This is a genomic window from Floridaenema flaviceps BLCC-F50 (genome assembly GCF_041929275.2).
Lineage (GTDB): Bacteria > Cyanobacteriota > Cyanobacteriia > Cyanobacteriales > Aerosakkonemataceae > Floridanema > Floridanema flaviceps.
The window spans coordinates 477,501-492,878 of the sequence record NZ_JBHFNR020000002.1; the positions used below are offsets into that span (position 1 = coordinate 477,501).

The 15,378-nt window shown below is 41.2% G+C and carries 17 protein-coding genes; 5 read left to right on the top strand and 12 right to left on the bottom strand.

Translation table 11 applies throughout. From position 1 onward, the window contains the following. Positions 1 to 11 precede the first annotated feature (11 nt). From ACE1CI_RS22045 to ACE1CI_RS22085, 9 genes are all read right to left on the bottom strand, one after another. Positions 12 to 1,103, bottom strand: coding sequence for an iron-containing redox enzyme family protein (locus ACE1CI_RS22045; RefSeq protein ID WP_496615694.1), 1,092 nt, complete (start codon positions 1,101 to 1,103; stop codon positions 12 to 14). A 203-nt stretch (positions 1,104 to 1,306) separates the two neighbouring features. Further along, positions 1,307 to 1,993 carry a class I SAM-dependent methyltransferase gene (locus tag ACE1CI_RS22050; protein WP_413263672.1) on the bottom strand — a complete coding sequence of 229 codons (687 nt, stop codon included), beginning with the start codon at positions 1,991 to 1,993 and terminating at the stop codon, positions 1,307 to 1,309. Positions 1,994 to 2,025: 32 nt separating this feature from the next. Continuing rightward, positions 2,026 to 3,387: an APC family permease gene (locus ACE1CI_RS22055; RefSeq protein WP_413263671.1), complete on the bottom strand. Its 1,362-nt coding sequence runs from the start codon at positions 3,385 to 3,387 to the stop codon at positions 2,026 to 2,028. Between the two features lie 361 nt (positions 3,388 to 3,748). Next, positions 3,749 to 4,114: a low temperature-induced protein gene (locus tag ACE1CI_RS22060; protein WP_413263670.1), complete on the bottom strand. Its 366-nt coding sequence runs from the start codon at positions 4,112 to 4,114 to the stop codon at positions 3,749 to 3,751. A gap of 189 nt (positions 4,115 to 4,303) precedes the next feature. Further along, a complete protein-coding gene (locus tag ACE1CI_RS22065; RefSeq protein WP_413263669.1) occupies positions 4,304 to 4,600 on the bottom strand; it encodes a hypothetical protein in 297 nt (98 codons plus the stop codon). Positions 4,601 to 4,832: 232 nt separating this feature from the next. Beyond that, positions 4,833 to 5,897: an ABC transporter permease subunit gene (locus ACE1CI_RS22070; protein ID WP_496615696.1), complete on the bottom strand. Its 1,065-nt coding sequence runs from the start codon at positions 5,895 to 5,897 to the stop codon at positions 4,833 to 4,835. 26 nt (positions 5,898 to 5,923) lie between these two features. Then, positions 5,924 to 6,442: an adenine phosphoribosyltransferase gene (locus tag ACE1CI_RS22075; RefSeq protein WP_413263667.1), complete on the bottom strand. Its 519-nt coding sequence runs from the start codon at positions 6,440 to 6,442 to the stop codon at positions 5,924 to 5,926. A gap of 134 nt (positions 6,443 to 6,576) precedes the next feature. Further along, positions 6,577 to 8,529 carry a ShlB/FhaC/HecB family hemolysin secretion/activation protein gene (locus ACE1CI_RS22080; RefSeq protein WP_413263666.1) on the bottom strand — a complete coding sequence of 651 codons (1,953 nt, stop codon included), beginning with the start codon at positions 8,527 to 8,529 and terminating at the stop codon, positions 6,577 to 6,579. 1 nt (position 8,530) lies between these two features. Beyond that, the gene (locus ACE1CI_RS22085; RefSeq protein WP_496615697.1) at positions 8,531 to 9,214 is read right to left on the bottom strand and encodes a response regulator; all 684 of its coding nucleotides are present in this window, start codon (positions 9,212 to 9,214) and stop codon (positions 8,531 to 8,533) included. Between the two features lie 280 nt (positions 9,215 to 9,494). Here ACE1CI_RS22085 and sodB point away from each other — a divergent pair, with 280 nt between their 5' ends. The 4 genes from sodB to ACE1CI_RS22105 all read left to right on the top strand — a co-directional run bounded on the left by sodB (position 9,495) and on the right by ACE1CI_RS22105 (position 13,604). Next, positions 9,495 to 10,088 (top strand): superoxide dismutase [Fe], encoded by a 594-nt coding sequence (gene sodB / locus ACE1CI_RS22090; protein ID WP_413263665.1) that lies wholly within the window; start codon positions 9,495 to 9,497, stop codon positions 10,086 to 10,088. A 131-nt stretch (positions 10,089 to 10,219) separates the two neighbouring features. Further along, positions 10,220 to 10,432: a hypothetical protein gene (locus ACE1CI_RS22095; RefSeq protein WP_413263664.1), complete on the top strand. Its 213-nt coding sequence runs from the start codon at positions 10,220 to 10,222 to the stop codon at positions 10,430 to 10,432. 260 nt (positions 10,433 to 10,692) lie between these two features. Continuing rightward, positions 10,693 to 12,828 (top strand): polyphosphate kinase 1, encoded by a 2,136-nt coding sequence (ppk1, locus tag ACE1CI_RS22100; RefSeq protein ID WP_413263663.1) that lies wholly within the window; start codon positions 10,693 to 10,695, stop codon positions 12,826 to 12,828. A 341-nt stretch (positions 12,829 to 13,169) separates the two neighbouring features. Next, positions 13,170 to 13,604 (top strand): response regulator, encoded by a 435-nt coding sequence (locus ACE1CI_RS22105; RefSeq protein WP_413263662.1) that lies wholly within the window; start codon positions 13,170 to 13,172, stop codon positions 13,602 to 13,604. Here ACE1CI_RS22105 and ACE1CI_RS22110 read toward each other — a convergent pair. Together ACE1CI_RS22110 and ACE1CI_RS22115 are read right to left on the bottom strand one after the other, a co-directional pair. Then, on the bottom strand, positions 13,601 to 13,786 hold the full coding sequence (locus ACE1CI_RS22110; protein ID WP_459564032.1) for a hypothetical protein: 186 nt from the start codon (positions 13,784 to 13,786) through the stop codon (positions 13,601 to 13,603). The genes ACE1CI_RS22105 and ACE1CI_RS22110 overlap by 4 nt on opposite strands. A 49-nt stretch (positions 13,787 to 13,835) precedes the next feature. Beyond that, complete coding sequence (locus ACE1CI_RS22115) at positions 13,836 to 14,093, bottom strand: hypothetical protein (protein WP_413263661.1); 258 nt, start codon at positions 14,091 to 14,093, stop codon at positions 13,836 to 13,838. Positions 14,094 to 14,386: 293 nt separating this feature from the next. Between ACE1CI_RS22115 and ACE1CI_RS22120 the strand changes: the two genes are divergently transcribed. Continuing rightward, positions 14,387 to 14,935, top strand: a complete 549-nt coding sequence (locus ACE1CI_RS22120; RefSeq protein WP_413263660.1) for a DUF2854 domain-containing protein — start codon at positions 14,387 to 14,389, stop codon at positions 14,933 to 14,935. 106 nt (positions 14,936 to 15,041) lie between these two features. Here ACE1CI_RS22120 and ACE1CI_RS22125 read toward each other — a convergent pair whose 3' ends face one another. Further along, positions 15,042 to 15,299 carry a CRR7 family NDH-1 assembly protein gene (locus ACE1CI_RS22125; RefSeq protein ID WP_413263659.1) on the bottom strand — a complete coding sequence of 86 codons (258 nt, stop codon included), beginning with the start codon at positions 15,297 to 15,299 and terminating at the stop codon, positions 15,042 to 15,044. Positions 15,300 to 15,378 lie beyond the last annotated feature (79 nt).

A 15,378-nucleotide genomic window follows, 5' to 3' on the forward strand; every position in this document is an offset into this window, starting at 1 on the left:
GAGAGAATTTATCAAAAAGCCTTTAATGCGGTTTGCTCGGCTTCCCGTACTGCTTGGGCTACAGCAGTGCCAGCGCGATCGCTCAACAGTCGCTGCTGATCGTAACCAAAAACTAACTCCCAAGCATCAGCGGGATACTGTGCTACAAGTGGCAGAGCAACATCGTCCAACATCCAACGACCGTGTAGTTCGTCTACTTTAATGTGCAGATTCCAATAGCTCATTGCCGCAGCTGAAAATCCTAATCGCTCACCAGCGGTTTGATAGTAGCGGAAGGTAGCTGGGACGGAAAGCTCTCCGTAAAGGAGTCCGCCAATATAGCGTAGGAAATAGCGCTTACGTTCGGTGAGCAGAAAACTATGATTGACGATCGCTAGAAGTTGCCAAGGGACTAAATCAAAATACGCCTCTGGTCGGGATAGCATCCCTAGTTCTTCCAGCATGGTTGTAAAGTGGGAAGAATGCTTGCGGGAAAGGCGACCGCCGCCGTATTCTTCGATCAACAACCTTGTCAGCACGGCATGGACTTCATTACCGACACCACCAAGAGTGCGGGAAAGCTGACTTGCTTCGACTAATCCATCTAGGGAGGCGATCGCCACCAAATGACGATAACCAATTTCCGTGACGCGATCGCGATAGAATAAACCATCAGCAGATGGCGCAGGATCGACATCAGCAGCAAAGCGATCGCGCAATGCTTGCTTAATATCATCTATTTCTTGATACGCCGCTACATTCAGTTGTGCCGCTTCCCACTCCTGCCAAGCTTCCTCTATTTGATCGCGTACTGTTCTCAAGTAGAGCGATCGCTCATTGGTATAATGGCGCAAATCGTCATACCAAAACAACTTTAGCCGATTAATGCGATACAACACGCGCTGCAAAAAGCGGTGTGCAGAATCATCCCCAGATGTTCCTGCATAAGCAACTTCAATTGTTTTGTTGAGTACTTTTTCAAATTCACTGGCGTTCACTATCTGTGCAGCCAACTTTTTGTCTAAATCTTCTGTTTCGAGCAGTTGAATAAATTGCTGCTCTGCGCGATCGTATTCTGTAGGTTGTAATTGACTCTTTGGTTTAGCTTCAATACTTGGGATCATGAATCTTGTTCGTTTTGGTATTAGTATCTACGATTCTCGAAGATCGTTACACTTTGTTACATCTACCTTGGAGAGAGAATCTACACACTCAAAACGCAAAACTTTATTCTTGCCTGAAGGCGGTGCGTGACGGCGAAAATTCGTGAAACTAAGGTGCAATATTCAAGTAACGCCGTCACACACCCTACTTAATCTGCGTGAACTTACTTGGTAGTGGGAACAGCTGGTTGAGTAGTTCCAGTTGTGGGGCGCAAATTCGCCGGAATTTCTTGAGGAACTACCCAAGAATAGACTGTATGTTCGTAAACTGGCCCTTTAACTTTTACCACAGTTTCGGGTTTCCATTCACCCATATCATAGTTGTGAGAAACAACTCTTGTGCCAGGTTTTAGTTCTGAAAGTAACTTGGGTCGGAGTTTTAAATTTATATCAGGAAGTAAGTAAAGTGTGACTACTGTTGCTTCACTAAGATCGGTTTTAAACAAATCCTGTTGCAAGAATTTTACTCGGTTAGCTACTCCAGCTTTTTGAGCATTTTGTTGACTTTTTTTTACCAATTCAGGATCGATGTCTATTCCCACACCTCTTGCGCCGAATTTTTGAGCAGCTGTAATTACAATTCTGCCATCACCACTACCCAAATCATAAAGTAGATCTTGTTTAGTAACTTTTGCTTGTTTGAGCATTTCTGCTACAACTACTTCTGGTGTGGGTACAAAAGGTACATCTTTTTCCACATCTGATAATTGGGCGTTAATATTGGGTGTTTGCTTTGCCACTTGTGCTTTAGCTTGGTCATTTTTTGGCACGGATTGATTGCATCCAGCAAATAGTAAGCTGCTAATACTCAAACCAGCAATCAGTAAAACTTTAATTGGTTGCAACTGCATTCTTCACTCCTGATTTGATGAACTAACTTTGTTCAAACTCGTTGACGATTATGCCAAATTAATATTGGTGCGCCAACGATTACCATTGCTACACCCACTAATGCTCCCACTCCAGTATAAGCAAGACTAGAGTAAAGTAAATAACCACAAATTAGGCAAAAGATTATTGGCGTAATTGGGTAGAAAGGCACTTTAAATGGTCGGGGAGTTTCTGGTTCGCGCCAACGTAAAATAAACAGGGAAATTGTGGTTAAGAGGAAGAAAAACCAAAATACTGGGGCGGTGTAATCTACCATTGTTTGAAAGCCTTTGCGTGTCAAAGTGCCTAATAAAACTAGGAGAAGAGCGATCGCACTTTGCACCATTAAAGCATTGACCGGAGTACTGTTTTTATTTTGCCATTTCCCCAGAAAACTAAATACAGAAAAATCTTGTCCTAACGCATAGTTAGTTCTCGCCCCTGTAAAAATCGTTGCGTTAATTGCGCCTAAAGTAGAAACAGCAATTAATAAACTCAGAAATATTGCCCCAGGTTTACCAATTGCTTTCTGCATTAAATCAGCTGCTACTGCTTTTGAACTCGCCATATCAGTAACACCTAAACCTTGCAGATAGGCGACATTAATTAACAAATAAATGGCAGTAATGATGGCAATGCTAATTAATAGCGATCGCACCATATTCTGCCGCACATTTCGCAACTCAGCCGAAATATAAGCAGCTTCATTCCAACCCCCATAAGTCAGCAAGACAAAAATCATGGACAAACCCCAAGAACCAGAGGTTTTTTGTCCCAAACTTGCCGCTTCTTCCATTGGTAAAGTCAGAAATAAACCGCAAATTATTACCAATACTAAGCCGAGAACTTTAGCCAAAGTTAACAAGTTTTGTGTCCATTTTCCCTGCTGAACTCCGACTATATTTAAAGCTGTCAAACCCACAATTACAATGCCAGCATAAAGTGATGACGAATAATCACCTAATCTCCACAACTGAGTAGCATAATCACCAAAAATAAATGCTAACAAAGTAATGGAACCTGTTTGAACTACTGTCATTCTTGCCCAAGCAAAGAGAAAAGCAACATTCTTACCAAAAGCCCGACGCAGGTAATAATAATTGCCACCAGCATGAGGATAAGTTGTGGCTAATTCTGCCCAGCACAAAGCACCAATAAAAGATACTGCGCCGCCGATTAACCAGAGCAAAATTATTAATGGCGAACTTCCTGCATTAGCCGCAACTAAAGCTGGTGTTTCAAAGATCCCCGCACCGATTACGATACCTACAATGAGAGCGATCGCATCCGTGAATGCTAACGCTGGTTTAGGGGAAGCCGATGAGCTTGCCACCACATCTTGATTTGGAAAGCTATAATCTGCGCGTCTGCTCATCCCGGCATCCTTAAGTATTTTAGCTGTAAATTGAAAATAGAATGGGTAACTACCATCTATTTTTTGTTAAACAACCCATATTTTACTGGGTAAAATCGATTTTTTCCAGAACATTTTTTGAATTTTCAAATGCTGTTGCTAATTGAACATCTATCAATAGGTAGATCTAATATATTTTTGTTTACTTAATTAGTTAGTCTGTTGTAACGACTTTAGTCGTTTACTTGCCACGTTGAAGGACTTTTAGCGTAGCGGCGCGTTAGCGCTAGTCCTGACAACAAACCAGATGGTAAATTGAAAAAAAACTAGGGTAGACACTTAGCCTACCCTCTGATAATGGTCAAATTGTAATTAAATGGTATTACTTTTCACCAGTCACTTTTTCCAAAGTGTTACCGATAATTTGTTCAACAGACTTCGTGTTATTTGAGGTATTTTCTGGGCGTTTCATCTTATCAGCATCAGCAGTTCCTTGGATTTCGTTCAACCCAGGATTGGTTTCCTTAACTTGCTTGTGCAAACCGAAATCGGAGGGATTTTTACTAGAAATAGCATCTTGAGATTTCCCTTCAATTTCTAACAAATTTGCTTCGCCTTCAGTAGGTTTAGAAGTGGCACTGTAAGCAGGTAAAGCATAAGACATTACTAGCAAAGCACAGACACAAGCAGCTACGAAAAAACGAACGCGGCGTAGCAAATTGGAAAGATTAAAATTGATAAAGCGCATAGTAGGCTTCTCCTCTCTATTAAAGTAAAAACTAACGAGTAGTTGTTGATAATGGCTAAAGAAAGCTCAATTCAGCAACCTCCTACTATTTGCTCATATTTTTCTCGCTCTAACATCTGTAGCTAGATATATCTGTACCAATGAAAATTCCCACCCAAACTCAACCGGAAGGAATAGGCAATAATAGCCTCAATTTTGGACAAAAAACTCAATAGTTGGCAAAAGTGGGTCGCGCACCACACCTACACCCGCAAAACCCCAACGTTTTAGCAGATTTTTGAGTTGACTTCCCGGAACAGATTCTACAGCGAAGCGATTTGCCACATTTGCGCCATGAGTATTTAAGTAACTTAACGCCTCAAAATCTTCAGAGAACATCAACAAATAACCTGTGGGATTAGCTGTTTCTGAATTGCTTTCTGGATGGGCGGCTAAGTAGCGACCGTCAGCAGTGGAACGAATTACGTAATAGACTTGAGAGAACATGGCAAAAATTGGTAGTTGGTAGTTGGAAAAGTTTTGAGTTTTAAGTTTTGAGTTTTAAATTTAACTGTCTAGTTCGTAGTTAACAGTTATAACTTATCAGTTCTTTAAGCCAACTACCGAGTAACAGAAGTTGCTAGTTATATTCCGTAGGGTGCGTCAGAATCGCAAAATTCTTGTAATTTACCAGGCATTGTGGTGTCTGATGCGCCCTACAAACTACTACTAAAATAAACTAATTAAGGTTTTCCAACTTGATGCGTGGGTCGGCACTTTTTAACATTAAGTCAGCTAAAAGATTCCCGATAATTAGCATAACTGCACCTAACATGAGACTTGCCATTACTAAATAAAGGTCTTTAGCTGTTACTGCTTGTAAAATTAACCGTCCTAAACCGGGCCAATTAAAGAAGTTTTCGACAATGAAAGAACCACTTAATAACCCAGCGAATTCAAAGCCCAATAAAGTAATTAATGGGTTAATTGCATTTCGCAAAGCGTGAACGTAAATTACACGATTTTCTGGTAAACCTTTGGCGCGGGCTGTTTGGATATAATCTTGGCGCAGAACTTCCAATAATTCGCCACGAGTAATGCGTTGTAATCCGGCAAAACCAGTAATACTTAAAGCTAAAACGGGAAAAACTGAATGCCAAATAATATCTAATACTTTACCCAAGGGAGTGAGTTCAGCATAATTGATGCTGGTCATGTTGCCTACGGGAAATAAAGGCGAGATATTTTGGACGAAAGTTAACAGTAATAAACCCATTACTAGAGTTGGAACTGCTTGTCCGGCGTAACTAATTACGCGCAAGACTTTATCTAATAAACGATTTTGGTGAACTGCGCCAATAATGCCTAGAGGAATGGTTATTCCCCAGGTGACTATTAAAGAAGCGATCGCTAAAAATAGCGTAGCAGGTACTCTTTCCCACAACAATTCAGATACCGGACGTTGGTATGCAAAACTTAGACCAAAATCCCCACGCGAAATAATTCCCCATAACCACAAAAAATACTGAACAATTAAAGGTTTATCCAACCCAAATTGGATTTTTAACTCTTCAATTCTTTCGGGGGAAATCTTGGGATTTTGGCGCAAAGTATCCAAGTAACTTCCAGGTGCTAATTGAATAATGGCAAAACTTAAAGCTGATGCTAATAAAAGTGTCAACGCCGCCTGCAATAATCGCTTCAGTACATACAAAGCTGTATCTTGTGAAGGAACAAACCTTAATAGTTTATCCCCCACAAATTGAAAGCTTCTAACAACCGAAGAACTCCTAGCAGAACTCATTTTTTACCTCAAAATAGTGAGAAGATTCAATATTCAATCAACGTCACAATTGGTACATCAGGAAGTTTTTCTCTCCCCCCTAAACCCTGGAGTTCGATGATAAAAGCAAAACCAACCAATTCTGAACCAGTTTGCTGTACCAATTGTGCTGTTGCAGCGGCGGTTCCTCCGGTAGCAATCAAGTCATCTACAATTAAAACTCGACTCCCTGAACCCAAAGCATCTTCGTGCATTTCCAAGCGGTCTACACCATACTCTAATTGATATTCCACACAACAAACTGCTGCGGGAAGTTTTCCAGGTTTGCGGACGGGAATAAAACCAGCACCCAATTGATAAGCTAACGGTGTCCCGAAGATAAAACCGCGAGACTCCATCCCCACCACATAATCAATTTTACCGAAGGTATCTTTGCACTGCTGGGTTAAAAGATCGATCGTATAACGCAATCCATCGGGGTTTCGCAGCAAGGTAGTGATGTCTCGAAACAAAATTCCCGGTTTGGGAAAGTCAGGAATATCACGAATCAGGGATTTTAAATCCATAGGTGTCTATGATTACAGATAATGCTCAAGATTATAAGGTTGATTGGTGATAATTTGTCATTGGTCATTGGTCATTGGTCATTTGTTATTTGTCTTTGGTGACTAAAAACTGCCAATTACCCACTAGCAAAAAACTAAAATCGATAGAAGACTTGGAAGTAAAAACCTCGATCTTGGATGTTGTCTCCCCGATCGCGAATATAGCTCAAAGGTACTCCATAATCAACTCGTAAATTTAATCCGGGAATTGGTTCCCATAATACACCTAAACCCGCCCCAGCTAAAAATCTCCGCCTGGGAATTGCATTAGGATTATCTGAATCATTCCAAACTGTACCGAAATCTACAAACGGTGCTAATTGAAAGATTTCTCTACCTGTTTTATCTCGACTCAAAATAACTCTATCTTCTAGAGAAACGCGAAAACCGTTATCACCAGAACGTACATTTTGACGATATCCGCGAATCGATTGCCCACCGCCAATTACAAATTGCTGAGATGGTAATAAACTATTGGGTGTTAGTTGCAAATCTGCTTGTAAAATTAAGATATTGCTGTTACTAATTCTTTGCACTCTTTGCACTTGACCGAGCCAACTAAAGAAGCGTCCATCAGGAATTGGGTCGGGATTAATTGTAGCATCAAAAGCGCCAATACCGAAACTAAAAAGCGATCGCAAAGCTGTCGCCCCTTGCACATCTCGCCGCACATAATCCTGACCAAAACCAATGACACTAGTGCGAGTTCTGCCTTCTTTATCAGGGCCAAAACCGAAAGGATAAGGGTCATCATCCAAGAAAGTTTGACCTCGACGATAGGTAAAACCCAGAGATAAAGCGAATTCTTGACGAGGCGATCGAATTAACGGTTGTCGATAACTAAACTCATAAAGTTCGGAATTACCACTAATATCTAAATCTTTAAACTGTTGCTCAGTTACTTGATAGTAATTTGGTGCAGCCCGTAATTGCAAAGTTCCATCCATTGCATTAATCGGGACGTTATAATAAAAATCTAAAACGTTAGAGCCGCCAGTGGTCGATCGAAAATAAGAAGCAAAAAACGTATCGCCAATCCCGCTAACATTCCGTACAAAAAAATTGCCCCCAAATCTTTCCGAACCAATACTAGGCGGCGAATAATTATCAATGACCAAAGTAGAACCAGTAAACGGACTTGCTTCAGTTACTCTAACTACTAAAATACTTTGTCCTTGTTGAGTTCCCGGACGTAAACTAGCTTCAACATTTTTAAATAAAGGATTAAACCGCAATAATCTTAATTGATCCTCCAACTTAGCGCTGTTTAGTGGTTGCTCAACTCCTAAGCGCACTCGACTGCGAATATAAGAATCATTTAAGCGGCGATTTCCTTCAATTTGAATTTTTTCTAAACTGCCTTCAATGACTAAAATTCGCACCACACCATCAGTAATTCTTTGGTCTGGTAGCACTGCTCTGGAAGTAATATAACCACGTTCTACATAAAGTTGAGTAATAGAATCAGCTACTTTTCCTAATTCTTGAATTGTGACTTCTTTACCTTCTAAAGGTTTAGTAATTGCATTAATTTCATTAGACAAAATTGTATTACCTGTGACCTCAACTTTCTGCACTTGAATCCTAATTGGTGGTGCAGGTTGAGTAGGCGTTGGTGTAGGCGTTTCTAAAATAGGCGCTTGCTGAAGGGGCGTAGTTGGGGGAATTAATGGTGCAGGTTGGAGAAAGCGATCGGTATTTGGGCGAGGTTCCAAATTCGGTGGTGGCAACTGGGGATTGGGAACTGGGGACTGGGAAAGGCAGAAGGCAGAAGGCAGAAGGCAGAAGGCAGAAGAAAGTTTTGAGTTTTGAATTTTGAGTTTTGAGTTAATTAACTTCCCCTTGTCCCCTTGTCCCCTTGTCCCCTTGTCCCCTTGTCCCCTTGTCCCCTTGTCCCCATCTCCCCATCTCCCCATCTCCCCATCTCCCCATCTCCCCATCTCCCCATCTCCCCATCTCCCCATCTCTTCTAGCCCCAATGCCATCTTTGGCAATAGGGCATTACTAAAAAACAAGCCAGTAAATAAGACAGTCAAAAGCTTCCACATCTCAGACAAGTCCTGTACGCAGAACCACAACAGCTGCTTGAACGCGATCGTCCACAGACAGCTTGTTCATTATGCCACGAACATGAGTTTTGACCGTATTCGGGCTTAAATAAAGAGCTTCGGCAATTTCAGGATTGCTGTAGCCCTCTACCATTAATTTCAGAACTTCTAGCTCTCGTTGGGATAAATTTGCTAAATTTCCTGTAGGAGAGGGTGGTTTGAGATGCTCAATCACTTTGCGGGCAATTTGCGGATCGAGGTAAGTAGCGCCTTCGGTAGCAGCTGCGATCGCAGTTAACAACTGTTCCACACTCGCACCCTTAATACAATAAGCATCCGCACCACTAGAAAGCGCCGCAATCACCTCCGTTTCCGCCGTGTGCGAAGTCAACATCACCACTCGCACCCCCGGCAGAGCCGCTTTAATTTGTTGCGTAGCCGCAATCCCATCAAGTCGTGGCAATCCAATATCCATCACCACCACATCAGGCTTAAGTTTTATCGCCTCTTGTACCCCCAAATAACCATCTTCAGCTTGCCCCACCAAATTAACCTGTGGATGATCCGCCAACGACTGCTCCAACCCTAACAACATCATCGGATCATCTTCCACAATCAACACTCGAATCGGTGCAGAAGCAGAACTAGAAGAAGTATTTCCGGGGAACGGTATTTCAGGAGACATATCTATAATCCATTGCAAAAGGAGGATTCTGGAATCATGCTATCTACCTACGTCAAAATAGTCTATCCGAAAAGAAAGGCAGAAGGTTCCAAGGCAGAAGTAAGTTTTGAGCTTTGATTGAAAAGCTTTTCTTACCTTTGTGTGCCCCTACCCCCTCTTCCGACTTTTGATATAAAGTTCTATCATAAGTTTGGGTTTGATCTCAGAGAGAGTCCGTAGGTTGCAGCGCAGCTTGTGTACTAACTCAGAAACAAAAAGCTAGAAGAGAGGACTGAACACAATGGACTATCAAATTCCTTTACCTTACGCTGATAATGCTCTAGAACCGTATATGTCAGCGAACACCTTTTCCTTCCATTACGGCAAGCACCATGCTGCTTACGTTACCAACCTGAACAAATTAATTGAAGGTACCGAACTTGCCAACAAACCTTTAGAGGAAATCGTTGTTACCTCTTTCAAAGAAGGCAAAACTCCCATTTTCAACAACGCTGGTCAAGTTTGGAACCACAACTTCTTCTGGCAATCTATGAAACCAGGTGGTGGTGGTACTCCTACAGGCGACTTAGCCAATAAAATCAATGCTGACTTCGGCAGCTTCGATAAATTCAAAGAAGAGTTCAAGAATGCTGCGGCTACTCAATTTGGTAGCGGTTGGGCTTGGCTAGTAGTTGACAATGGTACGCTGAAAGTGACCAAAACTCCCAACGCAGAAAACCCAGTAGTTCATGGACAAACCCCTCTGCTGACTTTGGATGTTTGGGAACACGCTTACTATTTGGATTACCAAAACAAGCGCCCCGATTTCATTGCCACTTACCTGGATAACTTGGTTAACTGGGACTTTGCAGCAGAGAACTTCTCTAAAGCTTAAAGCTTCTTCTTAATCCAATTCCCAGTTGAATACAAATCAGGACAGTCACGAATCAAACGTGGCTGTCTTTTGATGAGTTTAAAATTTTGGTACGGTTGCTCAACTTGTTTAACTTTATTAATCTTTCAAAAATGGATAGCCAAGAACTAGCACAATATTTAGAAACCACAGACAGTATTTCCAAATCCTGGCTGTTAGTACAACTGCGACTGAAAAAACTGGAAGAAAGTCGTGCAGACCTTTCCCCAGAAGCTTATGCTGAGAAATTAGCTGATATTCATCAAGATTTGATGAACTTGGGAGAATGGTGGATTGGCAAGGAAGATGAAGTTTTTGGTACTTAGGGCGCAATCTAGGTAATAAGTACTGCAAGGTTAAGGCGTGAGGGTTTGAAGTTGCCTTTACTCTTCTTCATTTTTCTTTTAACCTATCCCTAACCTATTAAAGGTAATCTACCCTTAATCAAGGAGTACAGGCATAAGTGTTAAGTTCAAATTCCCGCAATTTAGCATTTAAAGTTAGTAGTTCATAACTTATTTTGACCAAAGATGACTACTATTGACCTAGTACCCACTACTTACTACCTAATTTTTTATCTATCTTTATGACGAAAACCAAAGACACAACAACAGAAATCAATCTCAAAGATCCACAATACTATTTCAATCGAGAACTTAGTTGGTTGGAGTTTAATTACCGAGTTTTGCATGAAGGGCTTGATGAAAGAACACCTTTGCTGGAAAGATTAAAGTTTTTGGCGATTTTTAGCTCGAATTTAGATGAGTTTTTCATGGTGCGAATAGCTGCTTTACGAGAACAGTTAGAAGCGCAAGTAACTAAGCTGAGTCCTGATGGAATGTCTACTCAAGAACAATTAACAGCTATTAGCCAAAGATTGCGCCCTTTAGTAGAACTTCAGCATAAACATTTTGAGCAAGAATTACGTCCTTCATTGGCAAAACATGGAGTACATATTCTGGATTATGTAGATTTAAATCAAGAACAAAGAGTTTATTTACAAAACTACTTTGATGAGCAAATTTTTCCGGTACTTACCCCTTTAGCTGTTGACCCTGGACATCCGTTTCCCCATATTTCAAATCTCAGTTTAAATTTGGCTGTGGTGATTCAAGATCCGGAAACTAAGGAGGAACTGTTTGCTAGGGTGAAAGTGCCACAAATGTTACCTAGATTTGTGGTGATGCCGGAAGCTTTACGAGTACACATGGGATCGCAATCTTTGATTTGGATGGGTGTACCTTTGGAGCAGGTAATTGCTCATAATTTGGCTTCTTTGTTTCCGGGAATGAATGTGCAAGAATGTTATCCTTTCCGCATTAGTCGGAATTCGGATTTAGCTTTACAAGAAGATGAAGCGGATGATTTGTTAATAGCGATCGAACAAGAACTTCGCAAACGTCGCATTGGGGGATCGGCAGTACGTTTGGAAATAGATTCTACTGCTTCGGATTGGGTACGACATACTTTGGTGCAGGAATTAGATTTGAGCGAAAATGATGTTTATGATGTGAATGGTTTGCTAGGATTGCGGGATTTAATGTCTTTGATGCAATTACCGCTTCCTGAGTTAAAAGACCCTCCTTGGACACCTGTAATCCCGCTGCGTTTTCGTCGCCTTGCAGAAATTGGTGGTGATGGAGAAAACATTTTTGATTTGATTTCCCAACGGGATTTATTACTGCATCATCCTTATCAATCCTTTGCGGCTACAGTACAGCGTTTTATTACTCAGGCGGCGCACGATCCGAATGTTTTAGCAATTAAAATGACGCTTTATCGAACTTCGGGAGATTCACCAATTGTTAAAGCTTTAATTGCAGCAGCGGAAAATGGGAAACAAGTGGCTGTATTGGTAGAAATTAAAGCTCGTTTTGATGAAGAGAATAACATTCTTTGGGCTAAAAAGTTAGAGCAAGCGGGCGTTCATGTGGTTTATGGTTTGGTGGGTTTAAAAACTCATACAAAAGTAGTTTTGGTAGTGCGACGAGAAGAGAATCATATTCGCCGTTATGTTCATATTGGAACGGGTAATTATAATCCTAAAACGGCGGGTTTATATACGGATTTGGGTTTGTTGAGTTGTCGGGAAGAGTTAGGCGCAGATTTGACGGATTTGTTTAATTATTTGACTGGTTATTCGCGTCAAAGATCGTACCGTTCGTTATTGGTTGCGCCTGTGAATTTGCGCGATCGCATGATCGCCTTAATCCACAGGGAAATCGAACATTGCCAAAAAGGTCGTTCTGGTCGGATCGTCGCCAAAATGAATGCTTTAGTAGACCCGCAAATTATTGCTAAACTCTACGAAGCTTCCCGTGCAGGTGTAAAAATTGATTTGATTATCCGGGGAATTTGTTGTCTGCGTCCGGGACTCCCAGATGTGAGCGAAAATATCCGCGTAATCAGCATAATCGGCAGGTTTTTGGAACATTCCCGCATTTTTTACTTCCAAAATGGTGGTCAGGAAGAAGTTTATATTGGTAGCGCTGATTGGATGAATCGAAACCTAAGTCGGCGGGTGGAAGCTGTTACTCCAGTGGAAGACTTAAATCTTGCTAAAGATTTGCAGGAAATTTTAGGAATTATGCTATCTGACAATCGCCAAGCTTGGGAATTACAATCAGACGGCAATTATGTTCAACGTCGTCCTGCTGACAATCTCCAAGAGCAAAGCGCTCAAAAAACTCTCATGGAGATGGCTAGCAATTCAGGGAGTTAAACCAAGCATCTAAGTGATAATACGGGATAACCTGGTCTGTAAGTCCGGGTTTTCCCCTATTAATTTCCTTAGATTTACTGATTTGCAAAAATACGATTTCAAGGCAATATATAAAAAAAAGATGTTTAAAAAATTCCTTTTTTGCTCGTCAAGACTCCATATTATCTAGTTTTATGGCTTCAAGACTGGCAAAAACTAAGGTTTTTTAGAGTTTACAATTTCTTCAAAAACCAACACTAATCATATAGACTGTATTCAATCAAATGGTAGAGGGAATAAACTGTTAGTCAGCGTAAACTAGTGGAATAATACACCAACTGTTGAGAAACCTTTGAGAGGAAATGTTGTCATACTACGATCCGTCGAGCGTCCGTGTTCTAGTGGTTGATGATCATGAACTAACTCGTCTCAGCCTCAAACTAGCACTCTCTAGCCAAAAAAATATCCAGCTTGTTGGCTTGGCTAGCAATGGACAAGAGGCTATTAAAATGGTGGAATCCCATCACCCAGATGTAATTATCCTGGATCTCCATATGCCTGTTATGGATGGGTGGAGTGCTTCGAGCTATATCAAAAGCATTGACCCGCAAACACAAATTATTGCTTATTCAGCAATGGAGGAGACACAAGCGATCGCTCTCCAGCAAAAATCTAATTTCGATGCCTTTTGTAGCAAAGAAACCGCTACCCATGAATTAGTCGAGCTAGTAAACGAATTAGCACAAAAGACTGATTCACCTACTAACTCTGGCGTAAAGATGGAAATAAACGGTTAAATGCTTTCCGATTCCGGGAAAGTCCGTTTAAATTCTTCGATCAGGTCGTCTATTTCTTCTAGTGCTTGATTAACATCAATTCTAAGGGTGCCTAAATCTGGTTGCTCCAAAAGCCGCAACAAGGTTTCACGTTTGCTTTCTATTACAGAGATGCGCTCTTTAAGGGTCTGGGGGTCGATCATCTTATAATTAGTGCTATTCAAAAGTGCTAATCAAACAATAAATTCAAGTCTATCTTAGGAAAGGTGGTCTTTCATCATCTTTAGGCTTATTTTTCACTGTTTCGGCAATAAAGCGCTTTAAAGCTTTTTCCCGATTTTTCATGAAAGCAGCCCAAAAGCCTGGGTGAAATTCATCCATAGTTTTAGCCAGCGCCCAAACATCTACCGCTAGTATGTTATACAGAGTTTCGTCTTCTCGCCTGAGCGAGTTAATCTGTTCGAGGATGGTACGTTCTTGAGTTTCAGGACTGTTTCCGTTAGGGTTCATAGGAGATTTGAGTAATTAAAATATCAAAAATAGTGAATCAGAATAACGGCAGAGAATCTTTTTGCCTTTCTATCCAAAAATCAACTATTGGTCTAAAGTGGCACATTTTGGTGAGGTAAGAGAATAGGGAACTCCTGAACAGGGAACAGATTTTTTTTACCTTGTCCCGGCTTGGGTTGGTAGTCCAAAAATCAATTCTCCCGGAGGTAGATATTCGGTGAAAATCTGGTAACTTTAACCTGAGTTACGGATTTAGAGAATAATAAAAATTACCGATTTAACTACCTAACACTATGTTACGTCAAACTTCGTTGGCAACTTTAGGGATGAGCCTGGGAAGTATTTTAACGGCTGTGGGTTTCATCGCTTATTTTGCCAATAATCCTACCTTGAACCTAGTGGGATTCTTCTACGGGTTTCCACTGTTACTAGGAGGACTGGCACTTAAGGGATCTGAGCTAAAACCTATACCCTTTTCTCAACCTACTGGGCCAAACATTCTGGAACTGCGAAACCAGCAAGCTACTAAAACTCAAACCAAGCTCCGTAAGGACTTGACTGGTTATAAATACGGACAAGATGCCCATTTAGACAGAGCTTTGGCTCAAGTGGGTTTAAGCCCTACCGAAGAAAAAAGACCAGTGATTACCGGAATCAGGGAAACGGAAGTCAACGGCGCTTATACTTTAGTGCTGGAGTTTGATTCGCCGTTACTACCGATGCAGGTGTGGGAAGAACAACTGAAGAAAATCGAGACTTTTTTTGGCCCTGGCATCAAAGCCGAATTACATCAACCAGAAGATAATCGGATTGAGCTATCTTTGATTGCGTCGCCAGGGTGAATGAGGGACTGGGGAGGAGGGAAAGTTTTGAGTTAGGAAGAAAGTTATAAATTTTAACTTATCTCTAAGAACTCCCTTGCTCCCCTGCTCCGAGAGCTCCCCCTGCTCATTTCTCCAGGCGCACGGCGTACCATTGTAAATATTCTCCTGGGCCGAGATCGAATTCATAATATGTATTAAGTAAATGCTGGGCTTGTTCTTCTACAGTTGAAAGTTTTTGTAAATCTCTGGGTAAATTGTCTTGTCGCTGTGCCAAAATCTTTTTTAGTTTTTCTAGTAATTCGGCGGCAGTGAGGAATTGTTCTGGCTGATTAGTTTCTAGGACGACGAAGTTCTCTTCGCTATACATTAATGAATCTGGCATTTTTCTGGCTTGGTAAGTGCAATTTTTTATACTCGATCTGAGGAGTTGTTAATTTAATCTTAACGGCTTCCTGAATCTC